At 54.8% G+C, this 22062-nt stretch carries 19 protein-coding genes and 1 tRNA gene; 6 read left to right on the top strand and 14 right to left on the bottom strand.

All coding sequences use genetic code 11. The annotated features are described in order from the left end of the window. The 4 genes from AC1RSM_RS18605 to rpsL form a co-directional block, all read right to left on the bottom strand. Positions 1-89, bottom strand: an 89-nt coding sequence (locus AC1RSM_RS18605) for a GTP-binding protein (protein ID WP_032978997.1), incomplete at its 3' end; no start/stop codon positions are given. Between the two features lie 78 nt (positions 90-167). Then, positions 168-2270, bottom strand: coding sequence for an elongation factor G (gene fusA / locus AC1RSM_RS18600; protein WP_492934058.1), 2103 nt, complete (start codon positions 2268-2270; stop codon positions 168-170). Positions 2271-2287: 17 nt separating this feature from the next. Beyond that, positions 2288-2758 carry a 30S ribosomal protein S7 gene (gene rpsG / locus AC1RSM_RS18595; protein ID WP_189394076.1) on the bottom strand — a complete coding sequence of 157 codons (471 nt, stop codon included), beginning with the start codon at positions 2756-2758 and terminating at the stop codon, positions 2288-2290. A gap of 138 nt (positions 2759-2896) precedes the next feature. After that, a complete protein-coding gene (rpsL, locus tag AC1RSM_RS18590) occupies positions 2897-3268 on the bottom strand; it encodes a 30S ribosomal protein S12 (RefSeq protein WP_042489490.1) in 372 nt (123 codons plus the stop codon). 416 nt (positions 3269-3684) lie between these two features. Between rpsL and AC1RSM_RS18585 the strand changes: the two genes are divergently transcribed. From AC1RSM_RS18585 to azu, 6 genes are all read left to right on the top strand, one after another. Beyond that, the gene (locus AC1RSM_RS18585; protein WP_492934057.1) at positions 3685-4389 is read left to right on the top strand and encodes a response regulator transcription factor; all 705 of its coding nucleotides are present in this window, start codon (positions 3685-3687) and stop codon (positions 4387-4389) included. A gap of 6 nt (positions 4390-4395) precedes the next feature. After that, a complete protein-coding gene (locus AC1RSM_RS18580; protein WP_492934056.1) occupies positions 4396-5487 on the top strand; it encodes a FecR family protein in 1092 nt (363 codons plus the stop codon). A gap of 100 nt (positions 5488-5587) precedes the next feature. Then, a complete protein-coding gene (locus AC1RSM_RS18575; protein ID WP_492934055.1) occupies positions 5588-7474 on the top strand; it encodes a CHASE2 domain-containing protein in 1887 nt (628 codons plus the stop codon). Next, on the top strand, positions 7464-8258 hold the full coding sequence (locus AC1RSM_RS18570) for a helix-turn-helix transcriptional regulator (protein WP_492934054.1): 795 nt from the start codon (positions 7464-7466) through the stop codon (positions 8256-8258). The genes AC1RSM_RS18575 and AC1RSM_RS18570 overlap by 11 nt, the downstream gene beginning before the upstream one ends. A 105-nt stretch (positions 8259-8363) precedes the next feature. Then, positions 8364-8999 carry a LysE family translocator gene (locus AC1RSM_RS18565; protein ID WP_492934053.1) on the top strand — a complete coding sequence of 212 codons (636 nt, stop codon included), beginning with the start codon at positions 8364-8366 and terminating at the stop codon, positions 8997-8999. 254 nt (positions 9000-9253) lie between these two features. Then, positions 9254-9700 (top strand): azurin, encoded by a 447-nt coding sequence (gene azu / locus AC1RSM_RS18560; protein WP_492934052.1) that lies wholly within the window; start codon positions 9254-9256, stop codon positions 9698-9700. 162 nt (positions 9701-9862) lie between these two features. Here azu and rpoC read toward each other — a convergent pair whose 3' ends face one another. The 10 genes from rpoC to AC1RSM_RS18510 all read right to left on the bottom strand — a co-directional run. Beyond that, complete coding sequence (gene rpoC / locus AC1RSM_RS18555; RefSeq protein WP_492934051.1) at positions 9863-14128, bottom strand: DNA-directed RNA polymerase subunit beta'; 4266 nt, start codon at positions 14126-14128, stop codon at positions 9863-9865. Next, a complete protein-coding gene (rpoB, locus tag AC1RSM_RS18550) occupies positions 14128-18240 on the bottom strand; it encodes a DNA-directed RNA polymerase subunit beta (protein WP_492934050.1) in 4113 nt (1370 codons plus the stop codon). Before rpoB ends, rpoC begins: the two co-directional genes overlap by 1 nt. Positions 18241-18402: 162 nt before the next feature. Further along, the gene (gene rplL / locus AC1RSM_RS18545; RefSeq protein ID WP_492934049.1) at positions 18403-18780 is read right to left on the bottom strand and encodes a 50S ribosomal protein L7/L12; all 378 of its coding nucleotides are present in this window, start codon (positions 18778-18780) and stop codon (positions 18403-18405) included. A gap of 78 nt (positions 18781-18858) precedes the next feature. Continuing rightward, positions 18859-19383 (bottom strand): 50S ribosomal protein L10, encoded by a 525-nt coding sequence (gene rplJ, locus AC1RSM_RS18540; RefSeq protein WP_492934048.1) that lies wholly within the window; start codon positions 19381-19383, stop codon positions 18859-18861. Positions 19384-19613: 230 nt separating this feature from the next. Further along, positions 19614-20309: a 50S ribosomal protein L1 gene (gene rplA / locus AC1RSM_RS18535; protein ID WP_492934047.1), complete on the bottom strand. Its 696-nt coding sequence runs from the start codon at positions 20307-20309 to the stop codon at positions 19614-19616. A 3-nt stretch (positions 20310-20312) separates the two neighbouring features. Next, positions 20313-20747, bottom strand: coding sequence for a 50S ribosomal protein L11 (gene rplK / locus AC1RSM_RS18530; protein WP_492934046.1), 435 nt, complete (start codon positions 20745-20747; stop codon positions 20313-20315). A 67-nt stretch (positions 20748-20814) separates the two neighbouring features. Further along, positions 20815-21348, bottom strand: coding sequence for a transcription termination/antitermination protein NusG (gene nusG / locus AC1RSM_RS18525; RefSeq protein ID WP_009464325.1), 534 nt, complete (start codon positions 21346-21348; stop codon positions 20815-20817). Between the two features lie 9 nt (positions 21349-21357). Continuing rightward, positions 21358-21738 (bottom strand): preprotein translocase subunit SecE, encoded by a 381-nt coding sequence (gene secE, locus AC1RSM_RS18520; RefSeq protein WP_492934045.1) that lies wholly within the window; start codon positions 21736-21738, stop codon positions 21358-21360. Positions 21739-21783: 45 nt separating this feature from the next. Further along, a tRNA-Trp gene (locus AC1RSM_RS18515) sits at positions 21784-21859 on the bottom strand. 95 nt (positions 21860-21954) lie between these two features. After that, positions 21955-22062, bottom strand: a 108-nt coding sequence (locus tag AC1RSM_RS18510; protein ID WP_492934059.1) for an EF-Tu C-terminal domain-related protein, incomplete at its 5' end; no start/stop codon positions are given.

Below are 22062 nucleotides of genomic sequence, written 5' to 3'. Positions count from 1 at the left end.
GCGGTCAGAGTGGTTTTACCGTGGTCAACGTGACCGATAGTACCGACGTTGACGTGCGGTTTAGTCCGTTCAAACTTACCTTTTGCCATGATTTATCCCAATTATGTTTTACAGGAAAACAAAAAAATTATTTAAGCAGCCCGCCATCAGGCGGGCTGATATTGCTATTACTTACCGCGAGCGCTGATCACTTCTTCAGCTACGTTCTTTGGAGCTTCAGCATATTGCTTGAATTCCATGGTGTACGTAGCGCGACCTTGTGTTTGCGAACGCAGGCTGGTCGAGTAACCGAACATCTCGGCCAGAGGAACCTCGGCCTTGATGACCTTGCCACCACCGACCATATCGTCCATACCCTGAACCATACCGCGACGGGAAGACAAGTCACCCATCACTGTACCGGCGTATTCCTCAGGAGTTTCGACTTCAACAGCCATGGTGGGCTCCAGCAGAACTGCAGCAGCCTTACGCATACCATCCTTGAAGGCCATCGAAGCGGCCATACGGAAGGCGTTTTCGTTCGAGTCCACATCGTGGTACGAACCGAAGAACAGCGTAGCCTTGACGTCCACCACTGGGTAACCAGCGACCACACCTGCGTGCAGGGTTTCGCGAATACCTTTTTCCACTGCGGGGATGAATTCGCGAGGAACCACACCGCCCTTGATGGCGTCGACGAACTCGAAGCCGCCGCCTGCTTCCAGGGGCTCCAGCTTGAGCACAACGTGACCGTACTGACCACGACCACCGGACTGTTTGACGAACTTACCTTCAACTTCGTCACAAACCTTGCGGATGGTTTCGCGGTAAGCCACTTGTGGTTTACCCACGTTGGCTTCCACGCCGAATTCACGGCGCATGCGGTCTACCAGAACTTCCAAGTGCAACTCGCCCATACCGGAAATAATGGTTTGGCCGGACTCTTCGTCGCTGCTGACGCGGAAGGAAGGATCCTCCTGAGCCAGACGGGACAAGGCCACGCCCATCTTTTCTTGGTCGGACTTGGTTTTTGGTTCCACAGCCTGCGAAATCACGGGCTCTGGGAACTCCATGCGTTCCAGAATGATGTGCTGACCGGCGTCACACAGGGTTTCACCTGTGGTCACGTCTTTCAGACCCACCACGGAAGCGATGTCACCAGCAACCAGCTCTTTCAGTTCAGCGCGGTTGTTCGCGTGCATCTGCAAAATACGGCCGATACGCTCTTTTTTGCCCTTGATAGGGTTGTAGACCGTGTCGCCCGAACGCAGAACGCCCGAGTAAACGCGCACGAAAGTCAGCTGACCAACAAAGGGGTCAGTCATCAGCTTGAACGCCAGAGCGGACATAGGCTCTTCGTCGTTAGCTTTACGATGAATGACTTCACCATTGTCATCCGTACCTTCGACAGGAGGAATATCCACTGGCGATGGCAGGTAGTCGATCACGGCGTCCAGCATGCGCTGTACACCTTTGTTCTTGAACGCGGTACCGCACAGCATTGGCTGAATTTCGCAGGCAATGGTACGTGTACGCAGACCCAGGTTGATTTCCTCTTCGGAGAGGTCACCGTTTTCCAGGTACTTGTTCATCAGGTCTTCGCTGGCTTCAGCAGCCGACTCAACCATTTTTTCGCGCCATTCTTCGGCCGAAGCTTGCAGCTCGGCTGGAATGTCGGTGTATTCGAACTTCACACCATTGCTGGCTTGATCCCAGATGATTGCTTTCATCTTGACCAGGTCAACCACGCCTTGGAACTCTTCTTCAGCACCGATCGGGATAACGACTGGCACAGGGTGGGCTTTCAAACGCAGCTTGAGCTGGTCGTAAACCTTGAAGAAGTTAGCGCCCGTACGGTCCATCTTGTTGATGAAAGCCAGACGAGGCACACCGTATTTGTTGGCTTGACGCCATACGGTTTCAGACTGAGGCTGAACGCCACCCACAGCGCAGTAAACCATGCAAGCGCCGTCCAGCACGCGCATGGAACGCTCAACTTCAATAGTGAAGTCAACGTGACCGGGGGTATCAATGATGTTGATACGGTGTTCGGGGTAATTGCCCGCCATACCACGCCAGAAAGCAGTGGTAGCAGCCGAGGTAATGGTGATCCCGCGCTCTTGCTCTTGCTCCATCCAGTCCATCGTGGCCGAACCTTCGTGGGTTTCGCCCAGCTTGTGGTTCACACCGGTGTAGAACAGGATGCGCTCGGTAGTGGTCGTTTTCCCGGCGTCGATGTGAGCCGAGATACCGATGTTGCGATAGCGCTGAATAGGGGTTTTGCGGGCCATGATTATATGTCCTCAGATTACCAACGGAAATGGCTGAATGCTTTGTTAGCATCGGCCATCTTGTGCGTGTCTTCACGCTTTTTCATTGCACCGCCACGACCTTCAGCCGCGTCGGCCAATTCGCCGGCCAGGCGCAAGTCCATCGATTTTTCGCCGCGCTTTTTAGCAGCTTCGCGCATCCAACGCATGGCCAAAGCCAGACGACGGACGGGGCGCACTTCGACAGGAACCTGGTAGTTAGCACCACCAACACGGCGGCTCTTAACTTCAACAACAGGTTTTACATTATTGATGGCAGCATTAAACACTTCGAGCGGATCTTTGCCGGTTTTCTGCGCAATTTGTTCCAGCGCGCCATAAACAATACGTTCGGCAACAGCTTTCTTGCCGGACAGCATGACCACGTTCATAAACTTGGCCAGCTCAACGCTGCCAAATTTTGGGTCAGGTAGGATTTCACGTTTGGGTACTTCGCGACGGCGAGGCATTTTAATTTCCTTGTGACTATTCAGTTGAACCGCTTTTCGCGGTCTCGGCCATTCATGACAAATGACCACTTACCTACCATGGCGCTAGGCCACGGTTGCACGGATCCAGATCAGTGAACTGATCAATGGATACATGGATTACTTGGGACGCTTAGCGCCGTATTTGGAGCGGGACTGTTTACGGTCCTTGACGCCTTGCAGGTCAAGAGCACCGCGAACGATGTGGTAACGAACACCAGGCAAATCCTTAACACGACCACCGCGGACGAGAACGACCGAGTGCTCTTGCAGGTTGTGGCCTTCACCACCGATGTAAGAAATGACTTCGAAGCCGTTGGTCAGGCGCACTTTGGCGACTTTACGCAGAGCGGAGTTAGGCTTCTTAGGGGTCGTGGTGTATACACGTGTGCAAACACCGCGGCGTTGTGGGCAGTTCTCGAGCGCAGGGCTCTTGCTGCTAACGCGGCTGACTTCGCGCGGTTTACGCACGAGCTGGCTAATGGTTGGCATGACCTTTACGTATCCTATAACGTACTTTACGTACTGGTTGACGTATGTTTTTGAAAACGCCGTCCAGATGACAGATTTAATCCCTGTCCCGGAAGCGGCATTGCGCAATACCACTCCCCCATAAAACACGAAAAAGAGCGGTCTTGCACATGGCCTAGGCTTGATTTGAAGCACTCAAAAAGTGCTTGCAGACCCCGATTTCAGGGCTGCAATCAAATTACTGCAAGGAGTACCGGCAAAGGATCCTTAAAGTAAGCTCTAAAATTTACCACAGTAAACCCTTATAGGTCAACGATTTGGAGATAGAACAGACGCTTTCCCGTTGTCACGTCACATGCGTGGAAGCACTTGGTCACTCGCTATCTACATATCGTTATACTGCAGGGCTATTGCACTTCTGCGACAAGGACATACCCATGATCATCGCTTCCCTGGAGGACGACCTCGTCCAGGCAGAACTGATTGCCCGGATTCTGACCGAGGCCGGCTATGAGTGTCGCTCCTTCCATCAAGGAAAGGACCTGCTGGCCGCGCTGGCCAAACCCCATAACTTCGGTTTATTGCTGCTGGACTGGGAATTGCCCGACGTCAGCGGCCTGGATGTACTGCGTTGGGTTCGCACCACACTGGGTCATGCCCTGCCCGTGCTTTTCCTGACCAGCCGCACCCAGGAAGAAGATCTGGTCACCGGTCTGCAGGCTGGCGCCGATGACTATATTAATAAGCCTGTACGCAAGGGCGAGCTGATTGCGCGCGTCAATGCCGTGTCGCGCCGCATTAATCTGAACACAGCCGCCCCCCAGGACAGTCGCTTTAGCTTTGCGGGCTACGATATTCTTCCCGAACAAGGCCATATCGTTCTGGACGGGGAAACCATCACTCTGGCACCCAAAGAATTCGAGCTGGCCCTGTTGCTGTTTCGCAATCCCGGCCGCCTGTTTTCCCGCGATGTACTGAGCTCGGCCGTCTGGAACCGGGAAATTCCGGCTACCTCCCGTACGCTGGACACACACTTGTCCAACATACGCCGTAAACTTCAACTGCGCCCCGAGAACGGGGTACGCCTGACGGCTTCTTACGCCTTGGGCTATCGTCTTGAACTTCTGACCGATCCTAGCTGACTTCCTATGATTACTTTGCGTATCGCCGCGCCTCTTGTTTGCGGCCTGATTTGGGGCGGCGTCGTGTCAGCCCAGCCTTCTGGTGCCCGAGGCGAGAACTTTGTCTACAAGGTTCTGGCCGGCGACACCTTGCTGGATATTTCCCAAACCTATACGCGCCAAGGCCGTAACTGGTCCGAGATTCAGCAGCTCAATGCAGTGGCCGATCCTTACCGACTGCCCATTGGCAAGGAACTGCACATCCCCTTTCGCATGATCCCGGAAGTGGACGCCCCCGCCCGTATTACGCACCAGACCGGCCAGATTCAGGTCAATGGGCTGCCACTGGGCGCAGGCACCACGCACCTGCGGGAAGGCGACCTGATTCGCACCGGCAACAATGGTTATCTGACTCTGGAACTGCAAGATGGCAGCCAGTTAAGCGTTCCCGCCCAGGCTTCCTTGAGCGTCACGCGTATGCGCGCCTTTGAAGGTACGGGTCTGACAGACTCGATCATTGGCCTGGACGACGGTGATGTCGAATCCCGTGTCTCCCCTGAAAAAACTGGTGTAGGCCGCTTCGAAGTCCGCACCCCTGTCAGCATTACCGGCGTGCGCGGCACCGAATTGCGTGTTCGTACTCAAGAAGGCACCGCTCATAGCGAAGTGCTGGAAGGCCGTGCTGAATTAGGTACACAAGAACGCAGCGCCCCCACTGCTCTGAAACAAAACCAGGGTGCAGCCGTAGGGGCAGACGGCAAAATTGTGGCACTTGAGCCTTTGCTGCCGGCCCCACAGATCTCCACCCCAGAGCGTCGCGGTGGTCAATGGAACAGCACCATTGAAGCCGTGCCAGGTGCCCAGGCCTATCTGGTGCAGACCTCCACCGATCCTCAAGGTGCCAAGCTGCTGTCGCGCAGCATCACGCCCGATACTGACATTCAATTCGGTGCATCCCGTCCCGGCACGTACTACGTGACCGTTCGTGCCATCGACCGTCACGGCCTGATGAGTGCGGATACCGTGGAAAGCTTTGAAGGGGCGGCTGCGCTGACCAGTTCCGATGGTCAAGCCGTTGTCAGCAGTTTTGGCGACCCGATTCTGCTGTCTCAGTTCTAATACCTGAACGGCGTACGGCATGAGCAGCCCAGCCCCCAGAACTAACAAGCTACTTTCTGACCGCATACGGAAAGAGTGGCATCTAGTTTCTGGTTTGCTGATGCTGCTCACCCTCTTGTTCAGTTCCTTGCGCGATGACTTTGCACTGGGGCGGCTGAACAACCTGATTTACGACTTCACCATGGCGGCGGCTATTCCTCAGACCGCCCCCCAGGACATTGTGATCGTTGCTATTGACGACCACAGCATCGCCAATCTGGGTTTTTGGCCCTGGCGCCGTATCAACCATGCCGAGCTCTTGGGCCGACTAAATCAGGCTAGAGCTGTCGGCATCGACCTGGTTTTCCAGGAGCCCAACCCCGCTTACCCGGAAGATGACACGGCTCTTGCCCAAGCCATCCAGCAGCACGGGCGCGTGGTGCTGCCATTGGTCTACGACCCTCAACGCAATACCGTCCACACCGCCATCCCCGCATTGAGCCAGGCAGCCAAAGCTTCCGGCTACATCAATATTGAACCCGATTCGGACGGGGTGGTGCGTCGCGTCGCTTTGCAACAGCGTACGCCTTCGGACCGGATCTTGCCCCATTTTACGATCGCCATGCTGTTGACGGGCGGTGATACCGATCTGGCGCTACAAGCCTTGGATGCCAGCCAGAAAAGCGTTCCACACATTCCCTTTCTAGGGCGCAACGGCCACTTTCAAACGGTGCCGTATTTCAACGTCCTTAATGGCGACATCCCCCCGTCCTTTTTCAAAGACAAATACGTGTTGGTCGGCGCCTGGGGCAGCGGCTTGGGCGACACCTTTCCTACCCCTCTATCCAAAGCAGGCATGAGCAGCATGTCCGGCGTGGAGATCCTGGCCAATATTTTGCAGGCCGAGCGTAGTGATCAATGGGTGCGCACTCCCCCCGCTTGGGCCATTGCGCTGGCCAGTTGCTTGCCCGTGCTGCTCGCTTGTCAGGTCCTGATTTACCAGTCACCACGCGGCACCTTGCTCAGCTTGATGGGCTTGGTGCTAGCCATCTTGCTGGTGAACTGGGTAGCCATGCATGTCTTTAATCTGTGGATTCCACCGCTAGCAAGTCTGATTACCGTTCTTTTGGCTTATCCGCTGTGGCACTGGCGCAGTCAGGAAGCAGCACTCAATCAGGTAACCGAAGAGCTAAATAAACTGCAGCTGGAATACCCGGATGTCAGAGCAGCGCTTAGCGAGCGTGCGTCCGGCTTAAGTTCACGCACGCTGCCGCATCGCCTGACTCAGCTGCATAAATCCATCAACCTGCTGCGTCAGACCCAGACCAAACGCGAAGAGACCCTGCGCTTTATCTCGCACGATATGCGTGCACCGCAAAACTCCATCCTGGCCTTGGCCAGCCTGCAGCGCGAGGATGACCACAGGTTGCCGCCGGACCAGTTCCTGCACAAGATGGAAGGCTATGCCGAACAAACTCTGGAACTGGTGGATAACTTCATTAGTCTGGCGCGGGCCGAAGCCATGGAGATGGTGCTTAGCCCCTTAAGCCTGTCTGATCTGCTGGCAGACTGTCTGGACGATGCCTGGGCCAGTGCCAGCAAACGCTCCATTAGCGTGAACCTGCATGACTCGGAACTGGTCTGGGTTCAAGGCAATGCACCTATGTTGCGGCGTGCCTTTACCAACCTGATTCAAAACGCCATCAAATACGGGCCGGATGGTAATCAGATTGAAGTAGACATTACTCTGGATAAAAAAACAGTACGTGTGTTAGTCCAAGATCAAGGCTGGGGTATTCCGATCGAGAACCAGGCAAGCATCTTCGAGCCCTATCACCGGGCACACGAAAGTACGGCGGGGACTCCTGCTGGCAGCGGTCTGGGTCTGGCTTTCGTTAAAACAGTGATCAATAAGCACGGCGGCGACATCACGCTGAACAGTCAAGCCGGGCAAGGCTGCACCTTTATCGTCACTCTGACGGCCACAGACATGTCCCATGAACACTGAGTTTTGGCGTGACGCTGCCCTGCCCTATATAGAAAGCCGGCGCGCTTGCCACAGCCGCATCTGCTACCACGAGCACAGCCACCCTACCTACTCCATTGGCGCTGTCGATGAGGGAGGTAGCATTTTCACGGGCGCGCCAGGTGGCCCAGTGCAACTGGCACCCGGCGCGCTGGTCTTTGTACCGGCACACCGCAGCCATGCCTGCAACCCACTACCGGAACAAGCCTGGAGCTATCAGATGCTGCATCTGGATGCCGCCTGGTTCGCCCAGCTCTGGCAAGAAAGCACCGGGCTCAGCCTTGATCCTCTAGAGCCTATCCGTGTCTGCCAGGACCCGCAGCTTTATGCGGCTTACTGCGAATTGAATAGATTGCTGTTTTCCCCGGCACCGACTCTAAGCAAAGAAGCAGCATTGATCGACTTTTTGCTTCAGTACGGACCCAGCCAAGGCCACCCTCTGGTTCCTGCCGCTGCGCCCAACCCGGTTTTACAGAAAACACTAGACCGTTGGGTTCAAGGCCAGTTGGCTACCGTTCCCCTGCACGAACTTGCCCAAGAAACAGGATTCAGCCGGTATCAACTTATCCGTGCCTTTCGGCGTCATACCGGCCTAACACCGCAGCGCTGGCAATTGAACCAGCGTGTAAATCTGGCTCGTGACGCCTTGCGGCAAGGTGAAGAACTGTCTGATATCGCCTACAGGCTGGATTTCTCCGATCAAAGCCATTTTCAGCGTGTTTTCAAGCACTACACCGGCGTTACCCCAGGGCAGTACCGCCGCTAGCTTCCAAAGCACCACGCTCCCCGTACGCACGCCAGAGCGCACTTTTATTCAATACGAAGAGCCTGCCGGCTCGTCACACTGCGGTTTTGTCTTGGACTTACCGCTGTGTCCTTATTTCTGCTTATCGCCAGCACGCATTTTCTGGCCCTGCTCTCTCCCGGCCCTGACTTCTTCTTGATTGCACGTAGCACACTGGCACATGGACGCTGGGTAGCGAGTGGAGCATGTGCAGGTGTGGCATTGGCCAACGGTATCTACATCTGTCTGGCTTTGACGGGCTTTGCTCATATGCACTCCCACAGCCCCCTCTTTCTGATACTGCAGGGAGCAGGCGGCCTGTACTTGCTGTATCTAGGCGTGAAGTTCCTGCAGGCTGCCCGACGGACACAGGTACAAAGGGTCAGCGCCCAAGGGGCAGCACAAGGCGGCTGGTGGCAACATGCTCTGTCGGGTTTGCTCTCCGGGCTGTTGAACCCTAAAAACGCCCTGTTCTATGCCAGTCTGGCGTCGGTACTGGCTAGTCAACAAGCGAGCACGGCCATGCACTGGTTACTAGGTATATGGATGCTGCTTGCCGTGTTGGCCTGGGATTTATTCATCACTGTCTTGATTGCCCATCCACGCTGGCAACAGCGTATTCAACGGCATTTACCCCGTGTGGAACAACTGTGCGGTCTGCTGCTGGGCCTGATGGGTGTGGCCGCTTTGTGCAATGTGATCCAGCATTTGGATACAGCCTGATTACAAAGAAAAACAGCGTTGTGTAAAGATTGGCGTCAAGCTCTTTAAACGATAGAGCACGACTGTTAGAGCCATATCAAGGTATGAGAAAACAAATCATTCAAGAGCAGGGACAAAGCGACATAAGCCGGTAAAATAACCGGGGTTTAGGTTTTGTTAAGCACCTTTGATGCTCTACAGTCTATGCTGTAAGGCCGGAACAAGACCACCGCGTCCCGTTCCTTTTTTAAGTATGTTTTCGAGGAGTTACTAGAATGTTTGCCAAAATCGCTTTCACAGCCGTTCTCGGATTAGCCAGCGTGCCTGCTTTCGCCGCTTGCGACGTCACCATCGAAGGCAACGACTCCATGCAGTTCAACACCAAGAGCATTGTTGTTGACAAGACATGCAAGGAATTCACGATCAACCTGAAGCACACTGGCAAGCTGCCTAAAGCTGCCATGGGCCACAACGTCGTGATTTCGAAGAAATCCGATGAAAGCGCTGTTGCAACCGACGGCATGAAAGCTGGCCTGGACAACAACTACGTTAAAGCCGGTGACGAGCGCGTTATCGCCCACACTGATGTGGTCGGCGGTGGCGAAAGCACCTCCGTCACGTTTGACGTGTCCAAACTGCAAGCTGGCGAAGACTACGCCTTCTTTTGCTCCTTCCCTGGTCACTGGAGCATCATGACCGGCAAGCTCGAGCTGGGCAGCTAAGCTGATATCGCCGTAAGGCGATCCCCATAAAAAATCCCCACGTGGCATTGGCCATGTGGGGATTTTTTTTAGCAGTACCTCAGGATTTTTGCTGCTGGTGCACCAGCGTACTGGATCACCAGCCCGCCCTGTTTCCAGAGCGGGCAGCCACTAGGGCTTGGCTTATTCCTGATCGCCTTCTGGCGACTCGGGCTGTGCTTGCTCTGGCTCGGAGGCACCGGACACAAAGACCGGGTCTTCCGTTGGCTCAGGAGCCGATGCGAACGGGTTTTCCAGTTCACGGGCAGCTTTGCGCTCAGCCACTTCAAAGGCTTCTTTTTCACGACGGGCGGCATGGAAAGCCATACCGGTACCGGCGGGAATCAGACGACCAACAATCACGTTTTCTTTCAGACCACGCAGATCGTCGGTTTTGCCCATGATGGCCGCTTCGGTCAGCACGCGGGTGGTTTCCTGGAAGGACGCCGCCGAGATGAAAGAGTCGGTCGACAGCGAGGCCTTGGTAATACCCAGCAGCACGTTTTCGTACGATGCAGGAATACCATTCTCAGCCAAGACGCGATCGTTCTCGTTCAACAGTTCGGAACGTTCAACCTGTTCACCCGTGATGAAGTTGGTATCACCAGCATCTACGATGTTCACGCGGCGCAGCATCTGACGAACAATCACTTCAATGTGCTTGTCGTTGATCTTCACGCCTTGCAGACGGTAAACGTCCTGCACTTCGTTCACGATGTAGTTAGCCAGCTTCTCGATACCCTTCAAGCGCAGGATGTCGTGCGGATCGGCTGGGCCGTCCACGATCATCTCGCCCTTGTTCACCACTTGACCGTCGTGAGCCAGAACCTGTTTTTCCTTCGGAATCAGGAACTCGTGGCTGACGCCGTCCAGGTCGGTGATGACCAGACGCTGTTTACCCTTGGTGTCCTTACCGAAGGAAACCGTACCCGTAACTTCGGCCAGCAGACCGGCGTCTTTGGGTGAACGAGCTTCGAACAGTTCGGCCACACGTGGCAGACCACCGGTAATATCGCGAGTCTTTTGCGATTCTTGAGGAATACGCGCCAGAATTTCACCCACGGATACCGACTGACCATCACGAACAGTAATCAGCGCGCCCACTGGGAACGAGATATTGACCATGTGGTCAGTACCCGCGATCTTGATCTCCTGACCTTGCTCATTCAGCAGCTTGATCTGAGGACGCATGGTGATCTTGCCACCACGCGACTTGGGAGTGATCACAACCAGAGTCGACAGACCGGTTACGTCGTCCACCTGACGAGCCACGGTCACGCCTTCTTCGATGTTCTCGAAGCGAACGGTACCGGTGTACTCGGACACGATAGGACGGGTCAGCGGATCCCAGCTTGCCAGACGCTGGCCAGCCTTAATGGCTTCACCATCGCCCACCGTGATAGTGGCACCGTAAGGAACCTTGTGGCGTTCGCGCTCGCGGCGGTTGTCGTCAAAAATGACGATTTCACCGGAACGGGAGATCGCAACACGTTCGCCCTTGGCGTTAGTCACGTAGCGCAGACCGATTTCAAAACCAACCGTACCAGCCGTCTTGGTTTCTACCGAGCTTGCCAACGCTGCACGCGAAGCCGCACCACCAATGTGGAACGTACGCATGGTCAGCTGGGTGCCAGGTTCACCGATGGACTGAGCAGCGATCACACCGATTGCTTCACCACGGTTAACCATCACACCACGACCCAGATCTCGGCCGTAGCAATGTGCGCACAGACCATGACGGGTTTCGCAAGTCAGCGGAGTGCGGATCTTGACTTCATCAATACCCAGATTGTCGATCAGTTCGACCAGGTCCTCGTTCAGCAAAGTGCCGGCGGGGATAACCAGTTCCTGATTGTCAGGGTTGACGATGTCGTTAGCAGCCACACGTCCCAGAATCAGATCGCGCAGGGGCTCGATAACCTCACCACCATCCAGGATGGCTTTCATGGTGTAGCCGCCCTTGGTACCGCAATCGTCTTCGGTAATGACCAAGTCTTGAGTCACGTCGACTAGACGACGAGTCAGGTAACCGGAGTTAGCCGTCTTCAACGCCGTATCGGCCAGACCCTTACGAGCACCGTGAGTCGAAATAAAGTACTGCAGTACGTTAAGACCTTCACGGAAGTTCGCGGTAATAGGCGTTTCAATAATGGAGCCATCAGGCTTGGCCATCAAACCACGCATACCAGCCAGCTGACGAATCTGTGCAGCCGAACCACGAGCCCCGGAGTCCGCCATCATGTAGATGGAGTTGAAGGACTCTTGGCGTACTTCTTCACCGAAACGGTTGGTCACTGGCTCGGAAGCCAGTTGCTCCATCATGGCCTTACCCACGCGGTCACCCGCTTTGCCCCAGATGTCCACTACGTTGTTGTAGCGTTCCTGAGCCGTCACCAGACCGGAGGAGTACTGCTTGTCAATTTCTTTGACTTCGTTGCTTGCCTGGGCCAGGATGCTTTCCTTGACGGCAGGTACAACCATGTCATTCATGGCGATGGAAATACCACCACGAGTTGCCAGGCGGAAACCGGACTGCATCAATTTGTCCGCAAAAATCACGGTGGCACGCAGGCCGCAGCGACGGAAGGACTGGTTGATCAGACGCGAAATTTCTTTCTTCTTCAACGCACGGTTCAGTGCGGTGAAAGGCATGCCCTTGGGCAGAATTTCGGACAGCAAAGCACGGCCAGCAGTCGTTTCGTAACGCTTGATGGTCTTGACCCACTCACCGTCTTCGCCCTTCTCGAATTCCTCGATACGGACGGTCAAACGGGTTTGCAGTTCAACTTCTTTGTTGTCGTACGCACGCTGGACTTCAGCCACGTCGGCCAGGAACAAGCCTTCGCCCTTGCCATTAACCAGTTCGCGGGTCGCGTAGTACAGACCCAACACGATATCCTGGGAAGGAACGATGGACGGTTCGCCGTTGGCTGGGAACAGTACGTTGTTGGAGGCCAGCATCAAGGTGCGCGCTTCCAGCTGGGCTTCCAGCGACAGCGGCACGTGAACGGCCATCTGGTCACCGTCAAAGTCAGCGTTAAAGGCGGCACACACCAGGGGGTGCAGCTGAATCGCTTTACCTTCGATCAGGACCGGCTCAAACGCTTGAATACCCAAGCGGTGCAGCGTAGGCGCACGGTTCAGCATCACGGGATGCTCGCGGATCACCTCTTCGAGGATGTCCCACACGACCGGTTCCTGGCTTTCCACCAGCTTTTTGGCAGCCTTGATGGTCGTAGCCAGACCCATCAACTCCAGACGGTTGAAAATGAAGGGCTTGAACAGTTCCAGCGCCATCAGCTTGGGCAGACCACACTGGTGCAGCTTTAACTGAGGACCCACCACAATCACGGAACGACCGGAGTAGTCCACGCGCTTGCCCAGCAAGTTCTGACGGAAACGACCGCTCTTGCCCTTGATCATGTCGGCCAAGGACTTCAACTGACGCTTGTTGGCGCCGGTCATGGCCTTACCGCGACGACCGTTATCCAGCAAGGAGTCCACAGACTCTTGCAGCATACGTTTTTCGTTGCGCAGGATGATGTCCGGAGCTTTCAGTTCCAGCAAACGCTTCAAACGGTTATTACGGTTGATAACGCGGCGGTACAGATCGTTCAGGTCGGAAGTCGCAAAGCGGCCGCCGTCCAGTGGCACCAGCGGACGCAGGTCCGGTGGCAGCACGGGCAGCACTTCCATGATCATCCAGTCAGGCTTGATGCCGGATTTCTGGAAGCCTTCCAGCACTTTCAGACGCTTGGAGATCTTCTTGATCTTGGCATCCGAGCCAGTGGCTTTCAGTTCGGCACGCAGGCGCTCGACTTCGCGATCGATATCGATCGTACGCAACAATTCGCGCACCGCTTCCGCGCCCATCAGGGCGTGGAAGTCGTCACCGTATTCTTCGGTCTTGGCCAGGAAATCGTCGTCGGACATGATCTGACCGCGCTTGAGCGGGGTCATACCAGGTTCGATCACGCACCAGGCTTCAAAGTACAGCACGCGCTCGATATCGCGCAGTGTCATATCCAGCACCATACCCAAACGGGATGGCAGGCTCTTCAGGAACCAGATGTGGGCAACCGGGCAAGCCAGTTCGATATGACCCATGCGTTCGCGACGCACCTTGGAGACGGTGACTTCAACGCCACACTTCTCGCAGATGACGCCACGGTGCTTCAAGCGCTTGTACTTGCCGCACAAACATTCGTAGTCCTTGATGGGACCGAAAATCTTCGCGCAGAACAGACCATCGCGTTCAGGTTTGAACGTGCGATAGTTAATGGTCTCTGGCTTGCGGACTTCACCGAAAGACCAGGACCGGATTTTCTCGGGCGAGGCGATGCCGATCTTGATGGCATCGAATTGCTCGTCCTGAGTGACTTGTTTAAAGAGATCGAGTAGCGCTTTCATTATTTACGCTCCAAATCCATGTCCAGGGACAAGGAACGGATTTCCTTGACCAGAACGTTAAAGGACTCCGGCATGCCGGCGTCGATCACGTGATCACCCTTGACAATGTTCTCGTAGACCTTGGTACGGCCGGCGATGTCGTCGGACTTGACCGTGAGCATTTCCTGCAGAGTGTAGGCGGCGCCATAAGCTTCCAGCGCCCAGACTTCCATCTCCCCGAAACGCTGACCACCGAACTGCGCCTTACCACCCAGCGGCTGCTGAGTAACAAGCGAGTATGGGCCAGTGGAACGAGCGTGCATCTTGTCATCGACCAAGTGATGCAGTTTCAGGTAGTGCATGTAGCCTACGGTGACCATACGCTCAAAGGCTTCGCCAGTACGACCGTCAAACAGGCGAACCTGGGTGCGGTGCGGTGCCAGCTGCAGGCTCTCGGCGATGTCGTCAGGATAGGCCAGACGCAACATCTGATCGATTTCCTGCTCGGTTGCACCGTCGAACACCGGTGTTGCCAGTGGCAGACCTTTTTGCAAGTTGGTGGCCATGTTCATCACTTCGTCGTCAGTCAACTCGTTGATACGAGTTTTCTTGCCGGTAGTGTTATAGACCTTGTCCAAGTACGCACGCAGTTCGGAAACCTGTACGTTCTTTTCTTCTTGCATCATGTCGTTGATGCGATGGCCAATACCCTTGGCAGCCCAGCCCAAGTGAACTTCCAGCACCTGACCCACGTTCATCCGCGAAGGCACGCCCAGCGGGTTCAGAACGATGTCCACAGGAGTACCGTCAGCCATGTGCGGCATGTCTTCCACGGGAACGATGCGGGAAACCACACCCTTGTTACCGTGACGGCCAGCCATCTTGTCACCAGGCTGCAAGCGACGCTTCACGGCCAGGTAAACCTTGACCATCTTCAGCACGCCAGGAGGCAGCTCGTCGCCTTGGGTGAGCTTCTTGCGCTTTTCTTCAAAGGCCAGATCGAACTGGTGACGCTTTTGCTCCAAGGATTCCTTGGTGTGCTCCAGCACCAGTGCGTGTTGCTCATCAGCCAAGCGGATGTCAAACCACTGCCAGCGGTCCAGATCGTTCAGGTAGTCAGCAGCCAGCTCAGTGCCCTTAGGCAACTTGCGAGGACCACCGTTGACGGTTTTGCCGACCAGGAACTTCAAGGCACGGTCAAAGGCGTCGTCTTCAACAATCTGCAGCTGGTCGTTCAGGTCCTGGCGGTAGCGACGCAGTTCATCATCAATGATGGACTGAGCACGCTTGTCACGCTCGATACCTTCACGGGTAAAGACTTGAACGTCAATGACCGTACCGACCATGCCCGAAGGCACGCGCAGGGACGTATCTTTAACGTCTGAGGCTTTCTCACCAAAAATGGCGCGCAGCAGCTTTTCTTCTGGCGTCAGCTGGGTTTCACCCTTAGGTGTCACCTTACCCACCAGCACGTCGTCGGCGCGAACTTCAGCACCGATGTACACAATGCCGGAATCGTCCAGACGGTTCAGTTGGACTTCGGACAGGTTGCTGATGTCGCGAGTAATGTCCTCAGGTCCCAGCTTCGTGTCACGGGCAACAACCGTCAACTCTTCGATGTGAACCGAAGTGTAGCGATCGTCAGCCACGACCTTCTCGGAGATCAGAATCGAGTCCTCGAAGTTGTAGCCGTTCCAGGGCATAAAGGCGATCAGCATGTTCTGACCCAGAGCCAATTCGCCCAAGTCAGTCGATGCGCCGTCAGCCAGAACGTCACCACGAGCCACGATATCGCCACGCTTGACGATAGGACGCTGGTTGATGTTGGTGTTCTGGTTGGAACGGGTGTACTTGGTCATGTTGTAGATATCTACACCGACCTCACCAGCCACGTTCTCGTCATCGTGCACACGGATAACCACGCGCTGTGCGTCAACGTCCACAATCACGCCGCCACGACGGGCCTGCACGGTTGTACCCGAGTCAACAGCAACAGTACGTTCGATACCGGTACCGACCAAAGGCTTCTCAGGGCGCAGGCAAGGAACTGCCTGACGCTGCATGTTGGCGCCCATCAGTGCTCGGTTGGCGTCATCGTGTTCCAGGAACGGAATCAGCGAAGCGGCCACGGACACAATCTGCGAAGGCGCCACGTCCATGTAATGGATGTTTTCTGGAGCCGTCATCATGGTTTCGCCAGCTTCACGGCAGGCAACCAGATCATCAGCAAAAGCGCCGTCTTCGGTCAGCTCGGCGTTAGCCTGAGCGATAACGTAATTACTTTCTTCAATCGCCGACAGGTAATCGATCTGCTCGCTGACCTTGCCGTCCACAATCTTGCGGTAAGGCGTTTCCAGGAAACCGTACTCGTTCAAGCGAGCGTACAGCGCCATGGAGTTGATCAGACCAATGTTTGGACCTTCAGGCGTTTCAATCGGGCAGACGCGACCGTAGTGGGTTGGGTGCACGTCGCGCACCTCAAAGCCCGCACGTTCACGTGTCAGACCACCAGGGCCCAGAGCCGAAACACGACGCTTGTGCGTGATCTCGGACAGCGGGTTGGTTTGGTCCATAAACTGCGACAGCTGGCTGGAACCGAAGAACTCCTTAACAGCCGCAGAGATAGGCTTGGAGTTGATCAGGTCATGCGGCATCAAGTTTTCGGTCTCGGCCTGGCCCAGACGTTCTTTGACTGCACGCTCAACACGTACCAGACCGGCACGGAATTGGTTTTCGGCCAATTCGCCCACGCAACGAACACGACGGTTACCCAAGTGATCGATATCGTCGATCTGACCGCGGCCGTTACGCAGACTCACCAGCACCTGAATGGTGTCCAGAATGTCTTCGTCGGTCAGGGTCATCGGACCTTCGATGCTGTCACCACGGCCCAAACGGCTGTTGACCTTCATGCGACCCACACGCGACAAGTCGTAAGACTCTTCGCTGTAGAACAGACGGTTAAACAGAGCCTCAACCGCTTCTTCGGTTGGTGGCTCGCCTGGACGCATCATGCGGTAGATAGCGATACGGGCAGCGTTGGAATCCGCTGTTTCGTCTGTGCGCAGGGTCAGGGAGATGAAACCGCCCTGATCCAGTTCATTGACGTACAGGGTCTCGAAATCACGCACGTTGGCAGCGCGCATTTCGGCCAGAATGGATTCGTTGATTTCGTCGTTGGCGTTAGCAATCACTTCACCGGTTTCGGCGTTGATGATGTTCTTGGCCAGCACACGACCCAGAAGGAAATCTTCTGGAATGGAGATGTATTCAATCTTGGCTGCTTGCAGGTCACGCAAATGCTTGGCATTGATGCGCTTGTCCTTTTCAACCAGTACGCGACCGTCGCGGTCGGTAATGTCGAAACGGGCAACCTCGCCCTTCCAGTGTTCTGGAACGAATTGCAGCTTGCCACCTTCTTGGTGCAGTTCGATGTGATCGAACTCAAAGAAGTGAGCCAGAATCTGTTCTGGCGTCAGGCCAATGGCCTTCAGCAAGATGGTGACCGGCATTTTGCGACGACGGTCGATACGGAAGAACAGGATGTCCTTAGGATCGAACTCGAAGTCCAGCCAGGAACCACGGTAAGGAATCACGCGAGCCGAGAACAGCAGTTTGCCCGAGCTGTGCGTTTTACCGCGGTCGTGTTCAAAGAACACACCGGGGGAGCGGTGCAGCTGGGAAACAATAACTCGTTCGGTACCGTTGATCACAAAAGAGCCGTTGTCTGTCATCAGGGGCATTTCGCCCATGTAGACTTCTTGCTCTTTTACTTCCTTGACGGTGGGCTTGCTCACTTCGCGGTCCATAAGGACCAGACGTACCTTAGCCCGCAAGGGGGAGGCATAGGTCAAACCACGAAGTTGACACTCTTTGACGTCGAACACCGGCTCGCCGAGCGTATAGCTCACGAACTCTAGCCGCGCCATTTGGTTATGGCTTACTATTGGAAATATGGAACTGAAAGCTTCCTGCAAGCCTTCAACCTTACGCTGAGAAGGCAGCGTGTCCTTCTGCAAGAAGGTTCTGAAAGAATGCAGCTGGGTAGCCAACAGGTAAGGAACCTGCTGTACGTCTTCACGTTTGGCGAAGCTCTTGCGTATGCGCTTTTTTTCGGTGTACGAATAAGGCATGAGCACTCCGACTCAAGGGTTACACGGACCGTCAACCACGGCCCTGGTTTACGACTCTAAAAAACCCGACTTTCTACAATACTAATTAAAAATCATGGGTTTTCTGGAAACGCAAAAGCCCGGGAAGGCTTGAAACGCATTCCCGGGCATCTATCGATACTCTTACTTGAGCTCGATCTTGGCGCCAGCTTCTTCCAGCTTCTTCTGAGCATCTTCAGCGTCAGCTTTGGACAGGCCTTCCTTAACAGCTTTAGGAGCACCGTCAACCAGATCTTTGGCTTCTTTCAGGCCCAGACCGGTGATTTCGCGCACGACTTTAATGACGCTAACTTTGTTTGCGCCAACTTCAGCCAAGAACACGGTGAATTCGGTTTGCTCTTCAGCAGCAGCAGCAGCGCCACCGGCAGCAGGAGCTGCAACGGCAACAGCGGCGGCAGCAGCCGACACACCGAATTTTTCTTCCATTTCTTTGATCAGCTCGGACAGTTCGAGCACGGACATTGCGCCAACGGCGTCAAGGATTTCAGCTTTAGTAGCCATTTGTAGAACTCCAGATATTAGGTAAATGCCAGGTTTGGATGTCGTTCGCAACGACGAAGTTTCCTGAAGGAAAACTGCTTACGCAGCTTCTTTCTGATCGCGCACAGCCGCAAGGCCGCGAACAAACTTGGTGGGAACTTCGTTAAGCGTACGCACAAAAGTAGCGATAGGTGCTTGCATGGTGCCCAGCAGTTTCGCCAGCAATTCTTCACGCGAGGGCATTGTGGCCAGAGCCTTAACACCATCAGCATTCAGAACGCTATTGGGCAGCGCACCGCCCATAATGACCAACTTGTCGTTGGTCTTGGCAAAATCTGCAACCACTTTCGCCGCAGTCACGGGATCTTCACTGATGGCGTACATCAGAGGACCCACGAGCTGGCTGGAAATACCATCAAACGATGTACCTTCCAGCGAACGACGAACGAGCGTGTTTTTCAAAACACGCAGGTAGACGCCAGACTCACGCGCTTTTTTGCGCAATACGGTAGCAGAAGCGACGTCCAGACCACGATACTCGGCGATAATGACCGATTGAGCCTTTGCCAGTTCGGCAGTGACTTCCTCGATGACTACCGCTTTCTCTTCACGATTGAGACTCACGGTTGAACACTCCTTCAAACGATGTCGGGAAGGCTTCCCAACATCAACCGAATGCGGCGCACCTGGACGAGTTCTATGACGAATTCTTCCACGGGCGCCGTCTACGCTGGACAGGACGGAAGTCCTTGATTAAGTAGATAGCTTTACAAGCCTATCTGCTCCAGCGGTCCTTGACAGCAGCGACCCTGTAAATAGGATCACAGCCCAAAGTTCTTTTTTCTGATTGCTGATTAAGCAGTCAGGGATGCAATTTCAACACGTGCACCGCCACCCATGGTGGAGGACACGGCGACCTTGCGCAGATATACACCCTTGGCAGCAGCTGGGCGAGCCTTGTTCAAGGCTTCAACCAGGGCGACCAGGTTGGTTTGCAGTTGTTCGACGTTGAACGAAGCGCGACCAATGGTGCTGTGAATGATACCGGCCTTGTCAGTACGGTATTGAACTTGACCAGCCTTGGCGTTTTTAACAGCCGTAGCAACGTCAGGAGTCACAGTACCAACCTTGGGGTTTGGCATCAGGCCACGAGGACCCAGAACCTGACCCAGGGTACCAACAACACGCATGGTGTCGGGCGAGGCAATCACAACGTCAAAGTCCATTTGACCGGCTTTGATTTGCTCAGCCAGATCGTCCAGACCAACGATGTCAGCGCCAGCTTCACGAGCGGCGTCAGCTTTTTCGCCTTGGGCGAAAACGGCAACACGAACGCTCTTGCCGGTACCAGCAGGCAGAACCACCGAGCCACGGACCAGTTGGTCGGACTTACGGGGATCAATGCCCAGCTGAACAGCGATATCGATGGATTCGTCGAACTTGGCAGTGGCAGTATCTTTCACCAGGGCCAATGCTTCGGCCACGGGGTAGAACTTGTTGCGGTCGATCTTGGCAGCAATAGCGGCTGCGCGTTTGCTTACTTTAGCCATGACTTACACCACCCCTTCAACGTTGATGCCCATGCTGCGAGCGCTACCAGCGATGGTACGCACAGCGGCGTCCAGATCGGCGGCGGTCAGGTCGGGTTGTTTGGTCTTGGCGATTTCTTCAGCCTGAGCGCGAGTCAGCGTACCGACTTTATCCACGTTAGGACGAGGGGAACCGGATTTGATGCCAGCAGCCTTTTTGATCAGGATGGTTGCCGGAGGAGTCTTCATGATGAACGTGAAGCTCTTGTCGGCAAAGGCAGTAATCACAACAGGAATTGGCAGACCGGGTTCCAGACCCTGTGTCTGGGCGTTAAACGCCTTGCAGAATTCCATGATGTTCAGACCGCGCTGACCCAGCGCTGGACCGATTGGAGGGGATGGGTTTGCCTTACCAGCTGGGACTTGCAGCTTGATAAAGCCGACGATTTTCTTCGCCATGCTTAGCTCCTTGCGGGTGATGACGCCTGACACTTAGTGCGACAGGCTTCCCGGGGGTTGTAATGAATCAGGTCTTTTCGACTTGATCGAAATCGAGTTCTACAGGGGTGGCGCGACCGAAAATAGTAACGGTGACACGAACCTTGTTTTTCTCGTAGTTAACTTCTTCGACGTTACCGTTGAAGTCTGCAAACGGACCGTCCTTGACGCGTACCAGTTCACCCACTTCAAACAGCACTTTGTGCCGTGGCTTCTCAACGCCCTCTTCCATTTGCGACAGGATTTTTTCCACTTCGCGCTCGGAGATAGGAGCGGGACGGTTACCGGAACCGCCCAGAAAGCCGGTGACTCGCGGCGTACTTTTTACCAAGTGCCAGGTCTCGTCGGTCAAGGCCATCTCGACCAGAACGTAACCGGGGTAAATACGTCGCTCTGTAATTGATTTCTTGCCGTTTTTTACTTCAACGACTTCTTCCGATGGAACCAGAATGCGACCAAACGCTTCTTGGAGATCAGCGCGTTCAATGCGCTCCACCAGAGCCTTGTGCACGCTTTTTTCCATGCCGGAATAAACGTGAACGACATACCAGCGTTTGCTCATGTGTGCCCTTTATTTCCAGCCCAGCAACAGGCCATAAATGATCCAGCCGAGCCCTTTGTCGATCAGCCACAGCAAGGTAGCCATAACAGCAACGAACACAAAGACAATACCTGTCATTTGGGTTGCTTCTTTACGGGATGGCCAGTGAACGCGACGTACTTCCGTATAGGCATCACGAGAAAAAGCGACCAGGCGGCGGCCTGTATCGCTAAACCAGATGATCAATACGGCGACGATTAGGCTGGCTACAAATACCCCAGCGCGCACCAGTGAATTTTGGCCTTCCAGGACGGAATAGCCAACAATACCGGCGGCGACGACTAAGACCGCTAGGCCCAGCTTGATGCGCTCGGAACCTCGGTTAACGGTTTCTACGTTGGTATTCGACATATTCCGACGAGTGACGCCACGCGAGGTGGTGGCGAGTGACTGTGGTGGCAGGGGCAGAAGGAATCGAACCCTCAACCTTCGGTTTTGGAGACCGACGCTCTGCCAATTGAGCTATACCCCTATACCGCGACAAACCATAGCACGATACATCGCTATGTTTGGCTTTTAGGCAAAAGAGGATAATAACCTCTTTTGCCTAAAAATACTACTCTTTTTTTACTTAATGATTTTTGCAACCACACCAGCACCGACGGTACGGCCACCTTCGCGAATTGCGAAGCGCAGACCTTCTTCCATGGCGATAGGAGCGATCAGGGACACTTT

The sequence above is a fragment of the Alcaligenes sp. GW821-FHT11D07 genome (assembly GCF_058808495.1).
Note: the sequence above shows the minus strand (reverse complement) of the source record. Positions and strands in the feature narration are given on the sequence as shown.

Bases quoted from the DNA above. Each gene is read 5' to 3' on its own strand.
- fusA (WP_492934058.1), bottom strand. From the start codon at position 2,270: ATGGCCCGCAAAACCCCTATTCAGCGCTATCGCAACATCGGTATCTCG.
- rpsG (WP_189394076.1), bottom strand. From the start codon at position 2,758: ATGCCTCGCCGTCGCGAAGTACCCAAACGTGAAATCCTACCTGACCCA.
- rpsL (WP_042489490.1), bottom strand. From the start codon at position 3,268: ATGCCAACCATTAGCCAGCTCGTGCGTAAACCGCGCGAAGTCAGCCGC.
- AC1RSM_RS18585 (WP_492934057.1), top strand. From the start codon at position 3,685: ATGATCATCGCTTCCCTGGAGGACGACCTCGTCCAGGCAGAACTGATT.
- AC1RSM_RS18580 (WP_492934056.1), top strand. From the start codon at position 4,396: ATGATTACTTTGCGTATCGCCGCGCCTCTTGTTTGCGGCCTGATTTGG.
- AC1RSM_RS18575 (WP_492934055.1), top strand. From the start codon at position 5,588: ATGCTGCTCACCCTCTTGTTCAGTTCCTTGCGCGATGACTTTGCACTG.
- AC1RSM_RS18570 (WP_492934054.1), top strand. From the start codon at position 7,464: ATGAACACTGAGTTTTGGCGTGACGCTGCCCTGCCCTATATAGAAAGC.
- azu (WP_492934052.1), top strand. From the start codon at position 9,254: ATGTTTGCCAAAATCGCTTTCACAGCCGTTCTCGGATTAGCCAGCGTG.
- rpoC (WP_492934051.1), bottom strand. From the start codon at position 14,128: ATGAAAGCGCTACTCGATCTCTTTAAACAAGTCACTCAGGACGAGCAA.
- rpoB (WP_492934050.1), bottom strand. From the start codon at position 18,240: ATGCCTTATTCGTACACCGAAAAAAAGCGCATACGCAAGAGCTTCGCC.
- rplL (WP_492934049.1), bottom strand. From the start codon at position 18,780: ATGGCTACTAAAGCTGAAATCCTTGACGCCGTTGGCGCAATGTCCGTG.
- rplA (WP_492934047.1), bottom strand. From the start codon at position 20,309: ATGGCTAAAGTAAGCAAACGCGCAGCCGCTATTGCTGCCAAGATCGAC.
- rplK (WP_492934046.1), bottom strand. From the start codon at position 20,747: ATGGCGAAGAAAATCGTCGGCTTTATCAAGCTGCAAGTCCCAGCTGGT.
- nusG (WP_009464325.1), bottom strand. From the start codon at position 21,348: ATGAGCAAACGCTGGTATGTCGTTCACGTTTATTCCGGCATGGAAAAA.
- secE (WP_492934045.1), bottom strand. From the start codon at position 21,738: ATGTCGAATACCAACGTAGAAACCGTTAACCGAGGTTCCGAGCGCATC.